Origin of the sequence: Streptomyces sp. CB09001 (assembly GCF_003369795.1) — a bacterium.
GTDB lineage: Bacteria > Actinomycetota > Actinomycetes > Streptomycetales > Streptomycetaceae > Streptomyces.
The window spans coordinates 1,289,387-1,305,506 of sequence record NZ_CP026730.1 but is presented as its reverse complement, the minus strand read 5'-3'; the positions used below and the strand labels follow the sequence as shown (position 1 = coordinate 1,305,506).

At 74.2% G+C, this 16,120-nt stretch carries 12 protein-coding genes and 1 riboswitch; of the genes, 3 read left to right on the top strand and 9 right to left on the bottom strand.

The window, feature by feature from the left end; translation table 11 throughout:
* Positions 1-94: 94 nt before the first annotated feature.
* Complete coding sequence (locus tag C4J65_RS06130) at positions 95-823, top strand: ZIP family metal transporter (RefSeq protein ID WP_115741464.1); 729 nt, start codon at positions 95-97, stop codon at positions 821-823.
* Between the two features lie 20 nt (positions 824-843).
* Here the strand turns inward: C4J65_RS06130 and cobI are convergent, their stop codons facing one another.
* From cobI to pitH, 9 genes are all read right to left on the bottom strand, one after another.
* The gene (gene cobI / locus C4J65_RS06125; protein WP_115746319.1) at positions 844-1,593 is read right to left on the bottom strand and encodes a precorrin-2 C(20)-methyltransferase; all 750 of its coding nucleotides are present in this window, start codon (positions 1,591-1,593) and stop codon (positions 844-846) included.
* A complete protein-coding gene (locus tag C4J65_RS06120; RefSeq protein ID WP_162833049.1) occupies positions 1,590-3,071 on the bottom strand; it encodes a cobyrinate a,c-diamide synthase in 1,482 nt (493 codons plus the stop codon). The genes cobI and C4J65_RS06120 overlap by 4 nt, the downstream gene beginning before the upstream one ends.
* A complete protein-coding gene (gene cobO, locus C4J65_RS06115) occupies positions 3,065-3,664 on the bottom strand; it encodes a cob(I)yrinic acid a,c-diamide adenosyltransferase (protein ID WP_115741463.1) in 600 nt (199 codons plus the stop codon). The genes C4J65_RS06120 and cobO overlap by 7 nt, the downstream gene beginning before the upstream one ends.
* On the bottom strand, positions 3,664-5,673 hold the full coding sequence (locus tag C4J65_RS06110; protein WP_115741462.1) for a putative cobaltochelatase: 2,010 nt from the start codon (positions 5,671-5,673) through the stop codon (positions 3,664-3,666). The genes cobO and C4J65_RS06110 overlap by 1 nt, the downstream gene beginning before the upstream one ends.
* Entirely contained in the window at positions 5,670-9,338 is a 3,669-nt protein-coding gene (cobN, locus tag C4J65_RS06105; RefSeq protein ID WP_115741461.1) for a cobaltochelatase subunit CobN, read from the bottom strand. Before cobN ends, C4J65_RS06110 begins: the two co-directional genes overlap by 4 nt.
* The gene (locus tag C4J65_RS06100) at positions 9,335-10,867 is read right to left on the bottom strand and encodes a cobyric acid synthase (protein WP_115741460.1); all 1,533 of its coding nucleotides are present in this window, start codon (positions 10,865-10,867) and stop codon (positions 9,335-9,337) included. Before C4J65_RS06100 ends, cobN begins: the two co-directional genes overlap by 4 nt.
* Complete coding sequence (locus tag C4J65_RS06095; RefSeq protein WP_115741459.1) at positions 10,864-11,850, bottom strand: cobalamin biosynthesis protein; 987 nt, start codon at positions 11,848-11,850, stop codon at positions 10,864-10,866. The genes C4J65_RS06100 and C4J65_RS06095 overlap by 4 nt, the downstream gene beginning before the upstream one ends.
* A gap of 104 nt (positions 11,851-11,954) precedes the next feature.
* A riboswitch (cobalamin riboswitch) is annotated at positions 11,955-12,108 on the bottom strand.
* A 140-nt stretch (positions 12,109-12,248) separates the two neighbouring features.
* The gene (locus C4J65_RS06090) at positions 12,249-12,470 is read right to left on the bottom strand and encodes a hypothetical protein (RefSeq protein ID WP_003976975.1); all 222 of its coding nucleotides are present in this window, start codon (positions 12,468-12,470) and stop codon (positions 12,249-12,251) included.
* A 34-nt stretch (positions 12,471-12,504) separates the two neighbouring features.
* Positions 12,505-13,776, bottom strand: a complete 1,272-nt coding sequence (gene pitH / locus C4J65_RS06085; RefSeq protein WP_115741458.1) for a low-affinity phosphate transporter PitH — start codon at positions 13,774-13,776, stop codon at positions 12,505-12,507.
* Between the two features lie 223 nt (positions 13,777-13,999).
* On the opposite strand from pitH, the gene C4J65_RS06080 reads away from it, so the two are divergent.
* Together C4J65_RS06080 and C4J65_RS06075 are read left to right on the top strand one after the other, a co-directional pair.
* Positions 14,000-14,698, top strand: a complete 699-nt coding sequence (locus tag C4J65_RS06080) for a class II aldolase/adducin family protein (protein WP_115741457.1) — start codon at positions 14,000-14,002, stop codon at positions 14,696-14,698.
* Positions 14,699-14,813: 115 nt separating this feature from the next.
* The gene (locus C4J65_RS06075; protein WP_115741456.1) at positions 14,814-15,941 is read left to right on the top strand and encodes an alpha/beta fold hydrolase; all 1,128 of its coding nucleotides are present in this window, start codon (positions 14,814-14,816) and stop codon (positions 15,939-15,941) included.
* Positions 15,942-16,120 lie beyond the last annotated feature (179 nt).

Below are 16,120 nucleotides of genomic sequence, written 5' to 3'. Positions count from 1 at the left end.
CTGTGCGTCCTGTTCCTGTGCGCCGTGCGCATATTTACTGCGGTTGCTGCTGTCGTACGCGCGTGAACGCGGGGTGATCGGATACCAAGGGCCCATGGCGGTCTTCGTCGCGCTCGGCGCGTTCCTGATGACGCTGGCCGGCGGCTGGACGGCACAGCGCGTGACCGACCGGCGCCACCTGGTCCTGGGCCTGGCCGGCGGCCTCATGCTGGGCGTGGTCGGCCTCGACCTGCTGCCGGAGGCCCTGGAGGCGGCGGGCGACGAGGTGTTCGGCGTGCCCGCCGCACTGCTGCTCTTCGTCGCCGGATTCCTGCTCGCGCACCTGGTGGAACGCCTGCTGGCGGCCCGCCGCGCCGCACACGGCGCCGACGAGCACGGACACCGTTCGCCCGAGGTGGGCCTGACGGCCGCCGCCGCGATGGTCGGCCACAGCGCCATGGACGGCGTGGCGATCGGCGCGGCCTTCCAGGTCGGCGGCGGCATGGGCGCGGCGGTCGCGCTGGCCGTGATCGCCCACGACTTCGCGGACGGCTTCAACACCTACACACTGACCAGCCTGTACGGCAACGCCCGCCGCCGCGCCGTCGCGATGCTGGTCGCCGACGCGCTGGCCCCGGTCGTCGGGGCGTCCTCCACCCTCCTCTTCACCATCCCGGGGGAAGCGCTCGGCGCCTATCTCGGCCTGTTCGGCGGCGTGCTGCTCTACCTCGCCGCGGCCGAGATCCTCCCCGAGGCCCACCACGAGCACCCCGCCCGCTCGACCCTGCTGTGCACGGTCGCGGGCGCGGCGTTCATCTGGCTGGTGGTGGGCATCGCCGAATGAGCGGCGGGACCCACGGGCGGTCACAGTTTCCCGCCCCGCCCGCCCTCGCGCCGGGCGGGCGCGATGAGCGTCGACAGATACGGCAACGGCGCCCCGTCCAACTCGCCGGCGAGCCGCACCGACTCCTCGGGCAGCCCCAGCGCCGACCCCCACACGGCGTCGTCCAGCCGCCCGCTGTCCCGCAGCGCCTCGGCCACCTCGGCCGCCTGCCGGCCGAACTTGTACGCGACGACCGTGCCCGGCCCGTGCAACGCCTCCTTGAGCACGGCGGCCCCCGCGGTGACCGGCACCAGCGTCAACGGCTCGGTGCCCTCGGTCAGCACGGCCCCCGACCGCGCCGCGAGGTCCTGCATGGCGGTGATCCCGGGCACGGTCTCCACGACCGTCCCCGGCACGAGCGCGCCGACGGTCTGCGCGAGATAGGTGAAGGTCGAGTACACGTTGGGATCACCGATGGTCGCGAAGGCGACGGCGGAGTGCTCCCGCAGCAGCCCGGCCACCCGCGCCCCGGCCGCGTCCCAGGCCGACTCGCGCCGGGCCCGGTCGGTGCGCTCGTTCAGCGCGAACACGACCCGCACGATCTTCCCGGCGCCCACGTAGTGCAGCACCGTCGCCTCGGCCCGGCCGCGCTCTCCGCCATCTCTTCCATCGGGTCCGGCCATGACCGGCACCACCACGACATCGGCGGCCCGCAGGGCGTTGACGCCCTTCACGGTCACCAGCTCGGGGTCCCCGGGCCCGACCCCCACCCCGATCAGCCTGCTGCTCATGACGTCCGGCACCTCTCCACGAACCGACGGGCGACACCGGGCTCGGCCGCCCAGTGCGTGTGCAGATAGCTCGCGTGCACACCGCGCTCCACGAATCCCTCGACGCGCCGCTCGGGCGCCCGTATCCCCCAGGCCGGCGCCGCCCCGGCCCCCGGCTCCACCACCGTCCGGTGGAACTCGTGGCCCCGCATCCGCGTCCCCGCCCCGGCCAGCGCACTGTCGGACACGGCCACGGCGTCCCGGTAACCCAGCGTCAGCCGCTCGGACATCCGCGCGGCGGCGTCCAGCACGCCGCACATCGGCGCCCCGTCCAGCTCCCGGCACAGATACAGCAGCCCCGCACACTCGGCGGCGACCGGAGCGCCGCTGAGCGCCAGCTCGGCGACGGACTTCCGCAGCGGCTCGTTGGCGGACAGCTCGGAGGCGTAGACCTCGGGGAACCCGCCGCCGATGACGAGCCCCTGAGTGCCCTCCGGCAGTTCCTCGTCCCGCAGCGGATCGAACGTGACGACTTCCGCCCCGGCGGCGGCGAGCAGCTCGGTGTGCTCGGCGTAGGAGAAGGTGAAGGCGGCCCCGCCGGCGACGGCGACGCGCCCTCTCGGCCGGTCCGGCGCTTGCGGACGAGGCCGTCCGGGCCGATCGTGGCGGTCCGGGGGCGCAGCCCCCAGGGATGGGACGGGAAGCGGCGGCGGGGACGAGGAAGCCAGGGCCTCACCGGCTTCCCAAGCCGGTGAGGACAACGCACCGGCACTACGCGCCAGCCCGACCAACGCCTCCAGATCACACCCGTCGGCAACCTGCGCGGCCATCGCCGCAACCGCCTCCACCGCCTGCGCACGCCGCTCGGCGACAGGAACCAGCCCCAGATGCCGGGACGGCACGTCGACCCGCGGCGCCCGCCGCAACACCCCAAGCACCGGCACCCCGACGGAGTCCACCGCCTCCCGCAGCACCACCTCGTGCCGGTCCGACGCGACCTTGTTCAGGATCACGCCCCCGATCCGCACCTCCGGGTCCCAGGACACGAACCCGTGCACCAGCGCCGCCACCGACCGCGCCTGCGAGGACGCGTCCACGACCAGCACCACCGGCGCCCGCAACACCTTCGCGACCTGCGCGGTGGTCGCCAGCTCGCCCTCCCCGGCGGCCCCGTCGTACAGCCCCATGACCCCCTCGACCACGGCGATGTCGCACCCGCGCGCCCCGTGCAGGAACAGCGGCCCGACCAGCTCCGGCCCGCACAGGTACGCGTCGAGGTTGCGGCCCACCCGCCCGGTGGCGAGCGCGTGGTAGCCGGGGTCGATGTAGTCGGGCCCGACCTTGTGCGGCGACACGGCGAGCCCGCGCCCGGCGAGCGCGGCCATCAGCCCCGTGGCGACGGTGGTCTTGCCGCTCCCGGACGAGGGCGCGGCGACGACCAGCCGGGGAACGGCGGAGTCGGAGTCGGAATAGGAGTAGGAGTCGGAGAAGGTCACCACTCGATGCCCCTCTGCCCCTTCTGCCCCGCGTCCATCGGATGCTTGACCTTGGACATGTCGGTGACGAGATCGGCGACCTCCACCAGCTTCGCGGGCGCGTTCCGCCCGGTGATCACGACATGCTGGGTCCCCGGCCGCTCGCGCAGCACCGACACCACCTCGTCGGTGTCGACCCACCCCCAGTGCATCGGATAGGCGAACTCGTCCAGCACGTACAGCTTGTACGTCTCGGCGGCCAGGTCCCGCTTGACCTGCTCCCAGCCCTCCCGGGCCTTCTCCTCGTTGTCCAGCTGGGCGTCGCGCTGGACCCAGGACCAGCCCTCGCCCATCTTGTGCCAGTCGACGGTTCCGCCCTCGCCGCTGGCGCCCAGCACCCGCAGGGCGTTCTCCTCGCCGACCTTCCACTTCGCCGACTTGACGAACTGGAACACCCCGATCGGCCACCCCTGGTTCCAGGCCCGCAACGCCAGCCCGAAGGCGGCGGTGGACTTGCCCTTCCCGATCCCCGTGTGCACCACGACCAGCGGACGGTTGCGCCGCTGTCGGGTCGTCAGTCCGTCCTCCGGTACGACACTCGGCCTGCCCTGCGGCATTACGCGGCCCTCCTGCTGCCCTGAACGTCCCTCACCAGACCGGCGATCGAGTCGGCCCGCAGCTCGTCCAGCGTCACCGCCGTACCGCCCAGTTCACCCGCGAGCCGCCCGGCCAGCCCGAGCCGTACCGGCCCCGACTCGCAGTCCACGACCACGGACGCGGCGCCCTCGGCGGCGAACAGCCGCGCGGCACGCGAGGCCAGCGCGACCGGCTCAGGACCGCCCGTGGCCCGACCGTCCGTCACGACGACCATCAGTGGCCGCCGCGCCGGGTCCCGCAGCCGCTCCACCCGCAGCACCTCGTGGGCACGCAGCAGCCCGGCGGCCAACGGCGTACGCCCGCCCGTCGGCAGCGACTCCAGCCGCACCGCCGCCGCGTCCACCGACGACGTCGGCGGCAGTGCCACGTCGGCCGCCGAACCCCGGAAGGTCACCAGCCCCACCTTGTCCCGCCGCTGGTACGCGTCCAGCAGCAGCGACAGCACGGCACCCTTGACGGCGCTCATCCGCTGCCGCGCGGCCATCGACCCGGAGGCGTCCACGACGAACAGCACGAGGTTGCCCTCGCGCCCCTCACGCGTCGCCTGCCGCAGATCGTCCCGGCGCACCACGAGCCCCCGCCCGCTGCGGCCCCGCGCCCGCTGGTGCGGGGCGGCGGCCTGCACGGTGGCGGCCAGGTGCAGCTTGGTCAGGGCGCCCTGCGGCCGCCGGGCGCCCGTGGTCCGCCCGTGCTCGGTCCGCGCCCGCGAACGCCGCCCGGCGGCACCCTCACCCAGCCCCGGCACGCTCAGCACCTTGGTCCGGAACGGCTCGGCGGCCCGCGCGGGGGACTGCTCACCGGCACCACCGGAAGGCTGCGGCTCGCCGCCCTCCCCGGCCTCAGGCCGCGCGGCGGTGTCGCCGTCGCCCTGCGGCGCGTCATCGGGATCGGGCTGTCCACCGGGACCGCCGCCGGGCCCCGGACCGGGATCGTCGTCCCCGCCCCCGTCCCCGTCCTGCCCGCCGAACTCCTCCAGCGTCTCGTCCAGCTTGTCCTCGTCGAGCCCCGGCGCGTCGAACGGGTTGCGCCGCCGCCGGTGCGGCAGCGCGAGCAGCGCCGCCTGCCGCACGTCCTCCGCCAGCACCTCCGTCCGCCCGGCCCAGGCCGCCAGCGCGGTCGCCGTACGCGCCATCACGATGTCGGCCCGCATACCGTCCACCTCGAAGGCCGCGCAGGTCGCCGCGATCTGCCGCAGCGCCCCGTCGCCCAGCCGCACCGACGGCAGCAGTTCCCGCGCGCCCACGATCCGCGCCCGTACGGCGGCCTCCTCGTCGGCCCAGCGCGCGGCGAAACCGGCCGGGTCGTCGTCGTACGCCAGGCGGCGCCGCACGACCTCCACCCGCTGGTCGGGCTCGCGCGAGGCGGCGACCTCGACGGTGAGGCCGAAGCGGTCCAGCAACTGCGGCCGCAGTTCGCCCTCTTCCGGGTTCATGGTCCCGACCAGCAGGAACCGGGCGGCGTGCCGCACAGACACGCCCTCGCGCTCGACGTAGGAGGCGCCCATCGCGGCGGCATCCAACAGGAGGTCGACCAAGTGGTCGTGGAGGAGATTGACCTCGTCGACGTACAGGATCCCGCGGTGCGCGTCGGCCAACAGGCCCGGCTCGAAGGCCTTCACGCCCTCCGCCAGCGCCCGCTCGATGTCCAGGGCGCCCACCAGCCGGTCCTCGGAGGCACCGACGGGCAGCTCGACCATGCGCGCCGGGCGCGAGGCGAACGCACCCGGCTCGTGCGGGCCGTCCGGGCAGGCCGGGTCGGGGGAGTCGGGATCGCAGGAGAAGCGGCACCCGGAGACGACGTCCACCTCCGGCATCAGCGCCGACAGCGCCCGCACCGCCGTGGACTTCGCGGTGCCCTTCTCGCCGCGGACCAGCACACCGCCGACGGCCGGGGAGACGGCGTTCAGCAGCAGCGCCAGCCGCAGGTCGTCCTGGCCGACCACGGCCGTGAACGGGAACGGGGTACTCACTTGTCGTCACCTTCCAGATCGCCCTCGAGCTCCAGATACGTGGCACGCAGCCGCTCCAGCGTCTCCGCGTCCGGCTCCGCCCACAGCCCCCGGTCCGCGGCCTCCAGCAGCCGCTCCGTGATGCCGCGCAGCGCCCAGGGGTTGGACTTCTTCATGAAGTCCCGGTTCTCCGCGTCGAAGACGTACTCGGCGCTGAGCCGCTCGTACATCCAGTCGTCCACGACCCCGGCCGTGGCGTCGTACCCGAAGAGGTAGTCCACGGTCGCCGCCATCTCGAAGGCGCCCTTGTAGCCGTGCCGCCGCATCGCCGCCATCCACCGCGGGTTGACCACGCGGGCGCGGAAGACGCGGTGGGTCTCCTCGCCCAGCGTCCGCGTCTTCACCTGGTCCGGGGTCGCGGAGTCACCGACGTACGCCTCCGGGCTCGCGCCCGTCAGGTGCCGGACCATCGCGACCATGCCGCCGTGGTACTGGAAGTAGTCGTCGGCGTCGACGAGATCGTGCTCACGCGTGTCCACGTTCTTCGCCGCCACCGCGATCCGCCGGAACGCCGTCTCCATGTCGCCGCGCGCCGCCCGCCCGTCCAGCCCGCGCCCGTAGGCGTAGCCGCCCCACACCGCGTACACCTCGGCGAGGTCCGCGTCGCTGCGCCAGTTGCGGGCGTCGATCAGCGGCAGCAGACCCGCGCCGTAGGCGCCCGGCTTGGAGCCGAAGATGCGGGAGGTCGCCCGGCGCCGGTCGCCGTGCTCGGCGGTGTCCTCGTCGGCGTGCGCGCGGACGAAGTTCTGCGAGGCGGGCTCGTCCAGCTCCGCCACCGCCCGTACCGCGTCGTCGATCAACCCCACCACGTGCGGGAACGCGTCCCGGAAGAAGCCCGAGATGCGCACCGTCACGTCCACGCGCGGCCGGCCCAGCTCCGCCACCGGCACCACCTCGAAGCCCGTCACCCGGCGCGAGGCGTCGTCCCAGACCGGACGGCAGCCCAGCAGCGCCAGGATCTCGGCGATGTCGTCGCCCTGGGTGCGCATCGCGGACGTGCCCCAGACGGTGAGGCCGACGGACCTCGGGTACTCACCCGTGTCGCTCAGGTACCGCTGGATCAGCGAGTCCGCCAGCGACTGCCCGACCTCCCAGCTCAGCCGGGACGGGATCGCCTTCGGGTCGACGGAGTAGAAGTTCCGGCCGGTCGGCAGGACGTTGACCAGGCCACGGGTCGGGGACCCGGAAGGCCCGGCCGGGACGTAACCGCCGTCCAGGGCCCGCAGGATGTGCCCGATCTCGTCCGTCGTCCGCGCGAGCCGCGGCACGACCTCCACGCAGGCGAACTCCAGCACCGCCACCGCGTCGCGGAGTTCGGTGCCCAGCACGTCCCGCACCAGGCCCGGAACGGCCCCCGCGTCCCACGCCCGCAGCTCCATGCCCTCCGCGAACCGCCGGCACAGCTGCTCGAGCAGGTCGATCGCGTCGGCCGCCGACCGGGCAGGGCCGTCGACCAGGTCCGTCAGTTCCACCGGTGCCTTCACCGGGGCGCCGGGCGCGGCCAGCAGTTCCTTCTCCACCAGCCCGAAGTGCTCGGCCAGACAGGCCCGCAGACCCGGCAGCGCGTTCGCCTGCCCGCCCCACACCTGCGAGGCGCGCAGCACCGCCAGGACGAGGTTGACGCGCGGCTCGCCGACCGGGCCGCCGCCCAGGATGTGCAGGCCGTCGCGGATCTGCACGTCCTTGATCTCGCACAGGTAGCCGTCGATGTGCATGACGAACCCGTCGAACGCGTCGTCGTCCGGCTGGTCGTCCACGTGCAGGTCGTGGTGGAGCTCGGCCGCCTTGACCAGCGTCCAGATCTGCGCGCGGACCGCCGGCGCCTTCGTCGGGTCCAGGTCGGAGACGAGGGCGTACTCGTCGAGCAGCTGCTCCAGCTTGGCCAGGTCGCCGTAGGTGTCGGCGCGCGCCATCGGCGGCACCAGGTGGTCGACGACCGTGGCGTGCCCGCGGCGCTTGGCCTGGGTGCCCTCGCCGGGGTCGTTGACGATGAAGGGGTAGATCAGCGGCAGGTCGCCGAGGACGGCGTCCGGTGCGCAGCCGGCACTCAGCCCCAGCCCCTTGCCCGGCAGCCACTCCATCGTGCCGTGCTTGCCCATGTGCACGATCGCGTCGGCGCCGAAACCCCCCTCCGATGTCGCAGCGTTCAGCCAGCGGTAGGCCGCCATGTAGTGGTGCGACGGCGGCATGTCCGGGTCGTGGTAGATCGCGATGGGGTTCTCGCCGAAGCCGCGCGGCGGCTGGATCATCACCACGACGTTCCCGAACCGGAGGGAGGCCAGCACGATGTCGTCGCCGTCGACATACAGCGAGCCCGGCGGCTCGCCCCACGCCTCCCGCATGCCGTCCCGCAGCCGGGGGTCCAGTTTCTCGAACCAGGCCCGGTAGTCGGCCAGCGGCACCCGTGCGGGCGCCGCGGCCAGCTGGTCCTCCGTCAGCCACTCCACGTCGTGGCCGCCCGCCTCGATCAGCCGGTGGATCAACTCGTCGCCCTCGGCGGGGTACTCGGTGACCCCGTACCCCGCCTCCCGCAGCGCGTCCAGGACCCGCACCGCGGACGCGGGGGTGTCGAGGCCGACGGCGTTGCCGACGCGGGAGTGCTTGGTCGGGTACGCCGTGAACACCAGCGCCAGCTTCTTGTCGGCGTTCGGCTTGTGCCCGAGCACCGCGTGCCGGACGGCGATCCCGGCGACGCGCGCGGCCCGCTCGGGGTCGGCGACGTAGACCGGCACCTCGTCCGGGCCCTGCTCCTTGAAGGAGAACGGCACGGTCACCAGGCGCCCGTCGAACTCCGGGATCGCGACCTGCATCGCCGCGTCCATGGGGGACAGAGCGGCGTCCGAGGCCTCCCAGGCGGCCCGGGAGGAGGTGAGGCAGAGTCCTTGCAGCACCGGCACGTTCAGGTCGGCCAGCGCACCGATGTCCCACGCCTCCTCGGCACCGCCCGCCGAGGCCTGCGAGGCGTGCGTGCCGCCGGCCGCGAGGACCGTGGCGACGAGGGCGTCGGCCCGGCCCAGCAGCTCGTACAGCCCGGGGTCCGCGCCGCGCAGCGAACCGCAGTACACGGGCAGGGCGTTGGCACCGCGCGCCTCGATCGCGTCGCACAACGTGTCGACGAAGGCGGTGTTGCCGCTCAGCTGGTGGGCGCGGTAGAAGAGCACGCCGACCGTCGGGCGGCCGGCCACGACGTCCCGGGAGCCGTGGACGCCGTACTCCGGCATCTTCCGCGGCTCGTCGAAGCCCTCACCGGTCAGCAGCACCGTGTCCGACAGGAAGCGGGCCAGCTGGGCGAGGTTGTCCGGGCCGCCCTCGACCAGGTAGCGCAGGGCCTGCGCCACCACCCCGGCCGGGACCGACGACTCGGCCATCAGCTCCGCGTCCGGCACGCTCTCGCCGCCCAGCAGGACGGTCGGGATGCCGGCGGCCCGCAGCGCGGCCAGCCCGTCCTCCCAGGCGCGCTTGCCGCCGAGCAGGCGGACCACGGCGAGGTCCGCGCCCTCGACCAGCCCGGGCAACTCCTCGCGCACGTCGATCCGGGTCGGGTTGCCGATCCGGTAGGCGGCGTCCGACGCGCGGGCCGCCAGCAGGTCCGTGTCGGCGGTCGACAACAACAACACTGTGCTCATGCGGGCGCTCCCGGTGGAATGAAGGGCAGTCCTTGCGGCGCGCCGGACTCGATGAGCCGCCACAGCGCGTCCGTGTCCGCGTGGTGTTCGATCAGGTCGCCGAGCCGGTCGAGCTGCTCCTCGCGCAGCGCGGCGAACGAGGTGTCGGGGGCCGGCACGAAACGGCGGCCCGCGGCGGCGGCCACCTCGCGCAGGAACGCCCGCCGGAAGCCGTCCGACTCCAGCGAGCCGTGCCAGTGCGTGCCCCAGGTCTGGCCGACCCGGCAGCCGTCCAAGCTGTGTCCTTTGTCATCGGAGATGAACGCATCGCCCCCCGCGACTTCGGCGACCCCGTGGTGGATCTCGTACCCCTCGACGTGCTCGCCGAGGGCCTCGCCCACCGGCCGGGTGAGGGTCTTCTCGCGGTCGAACCTCACCCGGACGGGGAGCAGTCCCAGCCCGTCCACGTGCCCGGCGCGTGACTCGACCTCGTCCTCGATGTGCTCGCCGAGGAGCTGGAAGCCGCCGCAGATGCCGAGCACGGGCCGGCGCTCGGCCACCCTGCGCGCGATCGCGTCCGCGAGCCCCCGCTCCCGCAGCCACTCCAGCGCCCGCACCGTCCCGCGCGTCCCCGGCACGATCACCAGGTCGGCGTCGGCCAGTTCCTCCGGCCGGTCCACGAACCGCACCACGACACCGGGTTCGGCGGCCAGCGCGTCCACGTCCGTGAAGTTGGACATCAGCGGGACCGCGCAGACGGCGATCCGCAGCACGTCCTCGCCGACCGGCGGCGCGACGACCGACTCCCGCACCGTCCCGCGCAGCGAGACCCGGAGGCCGTCCTCCTCGTCGATGCCGAGCCCGTGCCGGAAGGGCAGCACGCCGTACGTCCGCCGTCCGGTGAGCCCGTGCAGCATCTCCAGACCCGGCTCCAGCAACGACACGTCGCCCCGGAACTTGTTCACCAGGAACCCGGCGACCAGTGCCTGGTCCCCGGGCGCCAGCAGCGCCACCGTGCCGAAGAAGGAGGCGAAGACGCCCCCGCGGTCGATGTCGCCGACGACGAGGACGGGGAGTCCGGCGCCCCGGGCGATCCCCATGTTCACGATGTCGGTGCGGCGCAGGTTGATCTCGGCCGGGCTGCCCGCGCCCTCACAGATCACCGCGTCGTACGTGCCGCGCAGTTCGGCCAGCGAGTCGAGCACCGTGCCGAGCAGCCGCTCCTGGCGCCCGCCGTGGTAGCCGCGGGCGCTCATCTCGCCCACGGGCCTGCCGAGCAGCACGACCTGGCTGCTGCGCTCCCCGCCGGGCTTGAGCAGCACGGGGTTCATGTGCGCGGTCGGCTCCACCCGGCAGGCCTGGGCCTGCATGGCCTGCGCCCGCCCGATCTCCGCGCCCTCGCGGGTCACGAAGGAGTTCAGCGACATGTTCTGCGCCTTGAACGGCGCCACCTTGACGCCCTGGCGCACCAGCCAGCGGCAGATCCCGGCGGTGACGACGCTCTTGCCGGCGTCGGAGGTGGTGCCGGCGACGAGCAGGCCACCGTTCATGACATACGCCCCTTCGTGGCACCCGGGTTCTTCGCGGCGGCCCCGCGCACGAGCAGCCGCGCGCCCGCGCACACGCCCAGCGCGAGCCAGCCCACGCGCCGGGACAGCCGTACCGCCCGGTCGATGTCGGCGGAACCGGTCCCCCGTACGGCGCGCCCCGCCGCCCCGTTGAGGACGGGTCGGTGCTCGACCCGCCCGCCGTAGGAGAGCGTGCCGCCCAGCCGCACGCCGAGGGCGCCCGCGAACGAGGCCTCCACGGGCCCGGCGTTGGGGCTCGGGTGCCGTGCGGCGTCCGCCCGCCAGGCCCGTACGGCGCCGCGCGGGTCGCCGCCCGCCACGGTGGCCAGTACGGCGGTGAGGCGGGCGCCCGGCCAGCCCGCGAGGTCGTCGAGGCGGGCCGAGGCCCAGCCGTAGCGGCGGTAGCGGGGCGACTTGTGGCCGACCATCGCGTCCAGGGTGTTGACGGCCCGGAAGCCGAGCAGTCCGGGCACCCCGGCCACCGCGCCCCACACCAGGGCGCCCACCACCGCGTCCGAGGTGTTCTCGGCGACGGACTCCACGACGGCCCGGGCGATCCCGTCGGCGTCCAGCGCCCGCGGGTCCCGCCCGCACAGGTGCGGCAGCCGCGCCCGCGCCGCCTCGACGTCCCCGGCCTCCAGGGCACGGCCGACGGCAGTGGCCTCGCGGGCCAGCGAGGTGCCGCCGACGACCGACCAGGTGGCCGCGGCGGTCAGCGCGACGGAGGCGGCGGGGGAGCGGCGTACGGCGTGTGCGGCGGCCGAGCCGAGGACGGCGGCGCCGCCGGCGCACACGACGGTGTGCAGCGCGCCCCGGCCCCGGTGGTCCCGCCACAGCACCCGTTCCACGGCGCCCGCGGCACGGCCGAACGCGGCGACCGGGTGTCCGCGGCGCGGATCGCCGAGGAGGAGGTCACCGAGGAGGCCGGCGGCGGCGCCGTACGCGAAGACGCGTCCGGCACGCACGGCTCAGCCGGCCGTAGGAAGGGGAAGTCGAAGCGTGTCGCTGGTGAGCCCGGAACGGCAGCCGCGCATGGCGATAGGTCCTCACTCAGGGTGTCCGCGCCCTGGTTCGAAGAGCACGGCGGCGAGAGTTCCTGGCTCCCGGGGATCCTGTCCCCGGTCACAGTGGCGGGACCGCGCCGGATTCGCACCGGGCTTCCTCTTCTGCCGCCGTAGATGGCCCCGGAAGTCCACCACGGCCCGCGAACACCCGTCAACCTGGCGTTGACCTGCGACGGGGGAGTGTGCGAAGGCCCACACCCGAGTGGTGTGCGCCGGCACGCGAAGAGGCGGGGCGCGGAACGGTTCGAGTCCGTTCCGCGCCCCGCCCCGGGGGCGTGCGCCCGTGAGACGGGCGGCGCTCAGGCGACGATCAGATAGATCCCGTACGCCACCGCCGCCGTGCAGGCCGCGAAGCACGCGTAGGCGCCGGTGACCGCGAGGGCCGCGGAGCCGCCCCGGGCGGCGGCCCGCTCCTGGCGGGAGAGGCCGACGATGCCGAGGGTGAACAGGCCCACCAGGGCCACCGTGACCACGAGGCTGACGCCGAAGACGGAGCCGAGGGCTGCCCAGTCGATGCTCATGGAGGTTCGCTTCCTTCGTACCCGGCAGGCGGGTTCAGACGGTGGTGGCGGCCGACGGGGCCTTGGGGTCGGGGGTGGTGGCCGGAGCGGGGACGGTGGCCGCCAGTTCCTCGGTCACGCCCGTCGGGGGCGGCGACACGGCGGCCATCGCCGTGGTGACCACACCGGCGGGCTCGGGCTGCCCGGGCCCCTCGGTGTCCACCGGGTCGCCGTCGACGACGTTGGTGTGGTCGACGACCTCGCGGCGGGAGATCCGCCAGATCGCGAAGCTGGAGGCGATCAGGAACACCGCGACGAGGGCCGTGCCCCAGTCGCCGGCGCGGCAGACCCACTCGGCGAGCGCGGCGACCAGGGCCGCGGCCGGCAGCGTCAGGCCCCAGGCGATGAACATCCGGGTGGCCGTGGACCAGCGGACCACGCCGCCCTTGCGGCCGAGGCCCGCGCCCATCACCGCGCCGGAGACCGAGTGCGTGGTGGACAGCGAGAAGCCGAGGTGGGAGGAGGCCAGGATGACCGTGGCGGCGCTGGTCTGGGCGGCGAAGCCCTGCTGCGGCTGGAGGTCGGTCAGGCCCTTGCCCATGGTGCGGATGATGCGCCAGCCGCCCAGGTAGGTGCCGAGCGCGATGGCCAGACCGGCGCCCAGGATGACCCAGACGGGCGGGTCGGAGTCGGGGGCGAGCGAGCCGCCGGCGATCAGGGCGAGGGTGATGATGCCCATCGTCTTCTGGGCGTCGTTGGTGCCGTGGGCCAGCGAGACCAGACCGGCGGAGGCGATCTGGCCGGCCCGGTAGCCCTTCGCGGCGGCCTTGCCGTCCGCCTTGCGGCCCAGCGAGTACGTCATCCGGGACGCGAGCATCGCCGCGAGGCCGGCCACGATCGGGGCGGCGATCGCGGGCAGCAGCACCTTGGTGACGAGCACGTCGCCGTTGACCGCGCCGATGCCGGCCGAGGCGACGGCCGCACCGATCAGGCCGCCCATCAGGGCGTGCGAGGAACTGGACGGGAGCCCGACCAGCCAGGTCAGGAGGTTCCAGAGGATCGCGCCGACCAGGGCGGCGAAGATGACCTCGGGACGGATGCCGGTCTCGTCGACGAGACCCTTGGAGATCGTGTTGGCGACCTCCACCGAGAGGAAGGCGCCTACAAGGTTGAGGACGGCGGACATCGCCACCGCCACCTTGGGCTTGAGCGCACCGGTCGAAATGGTCGTTGCCATCGCGTTCGCGGTGTCGTGGAAACCGTTCGTGAAATCAAACGCGAGTGCGGTTACCACCACAATCGCGAGGATCAGCGAGAAGCTTTCCATTTACCCAGGCAATCGTTCGAGGTCGTTGGCGCGACGAACGTAAGTAACCAGGGTGAACGGAAGATGAACTGGGCAGGGCGTCACGGTGACCGGAAGCGGGGCCGTAACCTCCCTCTGCGTGCCCGCTCCGGTGCTCTCCGGAGACGTCCCTGGCAGGATCACCGCCAGGCCGTTCGGCGACGGGACGCGAGGGCGCGCGGGCGCCCCGGAGGAGTGGGTGACTGTGACGCAATCGCGGGCCGAGAGCGGGGAGAAGGCCGGAAAGACGGTGGGAAAGACCGCCGAGGAAGCCGCCTGGGAGGAACTCGTCGCGACGGCCCGGCGGACCGTCTCGGACGGGCTGGTGGTCGGCACCTCCGGCAACGTCTCGGTGCGCGTCGGCGACACGGTCCTGGTCACCCCGTCGGGCGTGCCCTACGACCGGCTGACCCCGGACGACGTCACCGGCGTCGGCCTGGACGGACGGCAGCTGCTCGGCGCCCTCGTGCCGACCAGTGAACTGCCCATGCACCTCGCCGTGTACCGCGCCGACCCCGACGCCCGGGCCGTCGTCCACACCCACGCCGTGCACGCGACGGCGGTCTCGCTGCTCGTCCCCGAACTCCCGCCGGTGCACTACATGACCGCCGCCCTCGGCGGCCCCGTCCGGGTCGCCCCCTACGCGGCCTACGGCACCGCCGAACTCGCCCGCGGCATGCTCGACGCCCTCGCCGACCGCACCGGCTGCCTGCTCCGCAACCACGGCACGATCACCTACGGCACCTCCCTCGACCAGGCCTACGACCGCACCGCCCAGCTCGAGTGGATGTGCCGCCTGTGGCTGACCGCGTCCTCCGTGCCGGGCCACTCGCCGTCCCTGCTGACGCCGGCCCAGCTCGCCGAGGTGACCGAACGCCTCCAGGGGTACGGGCAGCGAAGCTGACGCGGGGTGCGTGCCGGTCGGCTGCGCGGGTACCGGCTACGGGACACGAAGCCCCTCGTCACCCACCGTCACGCGTCCACTGGCCGCCCGAGGACTCCACCAGGAGACTGGCCCCATGCGCACTGTCACCGCAACGGCAGCCGCCGTCACCGCAGCACTGGCGACCGGGATGGCGAGCGTCGCCGCCGGCCGGCTCGCCAGCGACGCCGCGCTCAAGGCGCCCCCCGGCCGACCCCTGCCCACCGAGCCCCGGCTCACGGTGCACGGGACCGCCGCCGGACAGATCACCCTCACCCGGGACCTGGCCGCCCTGCGCCCCGGCCGGTACGGGCTCGCCGGCGACGGCTCCCACGCCGTGCTCGGCCCCGTCCTGGACACCGCCGAGCACGGCGCCGACACCGTCGTACGCCGCCTCGAACGCGTCACGCACGGCACCTTCGCGACCGGCGACCGGGCGTGGTTCACCCCCAACCTGTACGTCGGGAACCCGGGCACGGCCCTCGACCTCGAGTACGCCGACGTCGAGGTCCCGGGGGAACTCGGCCCGCTCCCGGCCTGGTTCCTGCCCGGGGCCCGGCCGACCTGGATCATCGCCGTGCACGGCCTGGCCGCCACCCGCGAACACGCGCTGAACCTGATCGCCCCCCTGCACCGCCGCAACGTCCCGGTGCTCGCCCTCGCCCACCGCGGCGACGTCGGCGCACCGCCCTCGCCCGACGGCCTGCACCACTTCGGCGAGACCGAATGGCGCGACGTGGACGCGGCCGTCCGCTACGCCCTGGACCACGGGGCCCGCCAGGTCGTCCTGCTCGGCTGGTCCACCGGTGCCACCATGGCGCTGCGCACCGCGGCGCTCTCCGGCGTGCGCGAGCGCATCGCGGGGCTCGTCCTGGACTCACCGGTGCTCAGCTGGGAGACCACACTGCGCGCCCTGGCCGCCGCCCGCCGCACCCCCGGCGCGCTCCTGCCGCTCGCCGTCCGGGCCGCGCAGGGCCGCGCCGGGCTGCACGCCGACCGGGACACCGGCACGGCCGGTCTGCACCGCCCGGCCGTGCCCACCCTGATCTTCCACGGCCCCGGTGACGAAGTGGCCCCCTGGCGCCTCAGCCGCCGGCTCGCCGACACCCACCCGCGCCTGGTCGCCCTCCACACCGTCCGGGACGCCCCGCACGGTGCCATGTGGAACGCCGACCCCGCGGACTACGAGGAGACCCTCCGCCGTTTCATGACCCCGCTGGTGTGATCCCCCGCGACGCCCCCTCCCGCGACGCGACACCGGCCGCCCCCACGCCGGATCCACGCCGGACCCACGCCCCGGCCCCCGTTCCCGTGCGCGTCGCTCCGGTTCCGTTCAGCGCCGCACCACTGGCCTGATCCGATGCCCGAACGGTGCGCCGGGCGCCTGCGTCCCCCGTCCCGGGA

Coding starts and splice junctions, on each gene's coding strand:
- C4J65_RS06130 (WP_115741464.1), top strand. CDS start 95: ATGGCGGTCTTCGTCGCGCTCGGCGCGTTCCTGATGACGCTGGCCGGC.
- cobI (WP_115746319.1), bottom strand. CDS start 1,593: ATGAGCAGCAGGCTGATCGGGGTGGGGGTCGGGCCCGGGGACCCCGAG.
- cobO (WP_115741463.1), bottom strand. CDS start 3,664: ATGCCGCAGGGCAGGCCGAGTGTCGTACCGGAGGACGGACTGACGACC.
- cobN (WP_115741461.1), bottom strand. CDS start 9,338: ATGAGCACAGTGTTGTTGTTGTCGACCGCCGACACGGACCTGCTGGCG.
- C4J65_RS06100 (WP_115741460.1), bottom strand. CDS start 10,867: ATGAACGGTGGCCTGCTCGTCGCCGGCACCACCTCCGACGCCGGCAAG.
- C4J65_RS06090 (WP_003976975.1), bottom strand. CDS start 12,470: ATGAGCATCGACTGGGCAGCCCTCGGCTCCGTCTTCGGCGTCAGCCTC.
- pitH (WP_115741458.1), bottom strand. CDS start 13,776: ATGGAAAGCTTCTCGCTGATCCTCGCGATTGTGGTGGTAACCGCACTC.
- C4J65_RS06075 (WP_115741456.1), top strand. CDS start 14,814: ATGCGCACTGTCACCGCAACGGCAGCCGCCGTCACCGCAGCACTGGCG.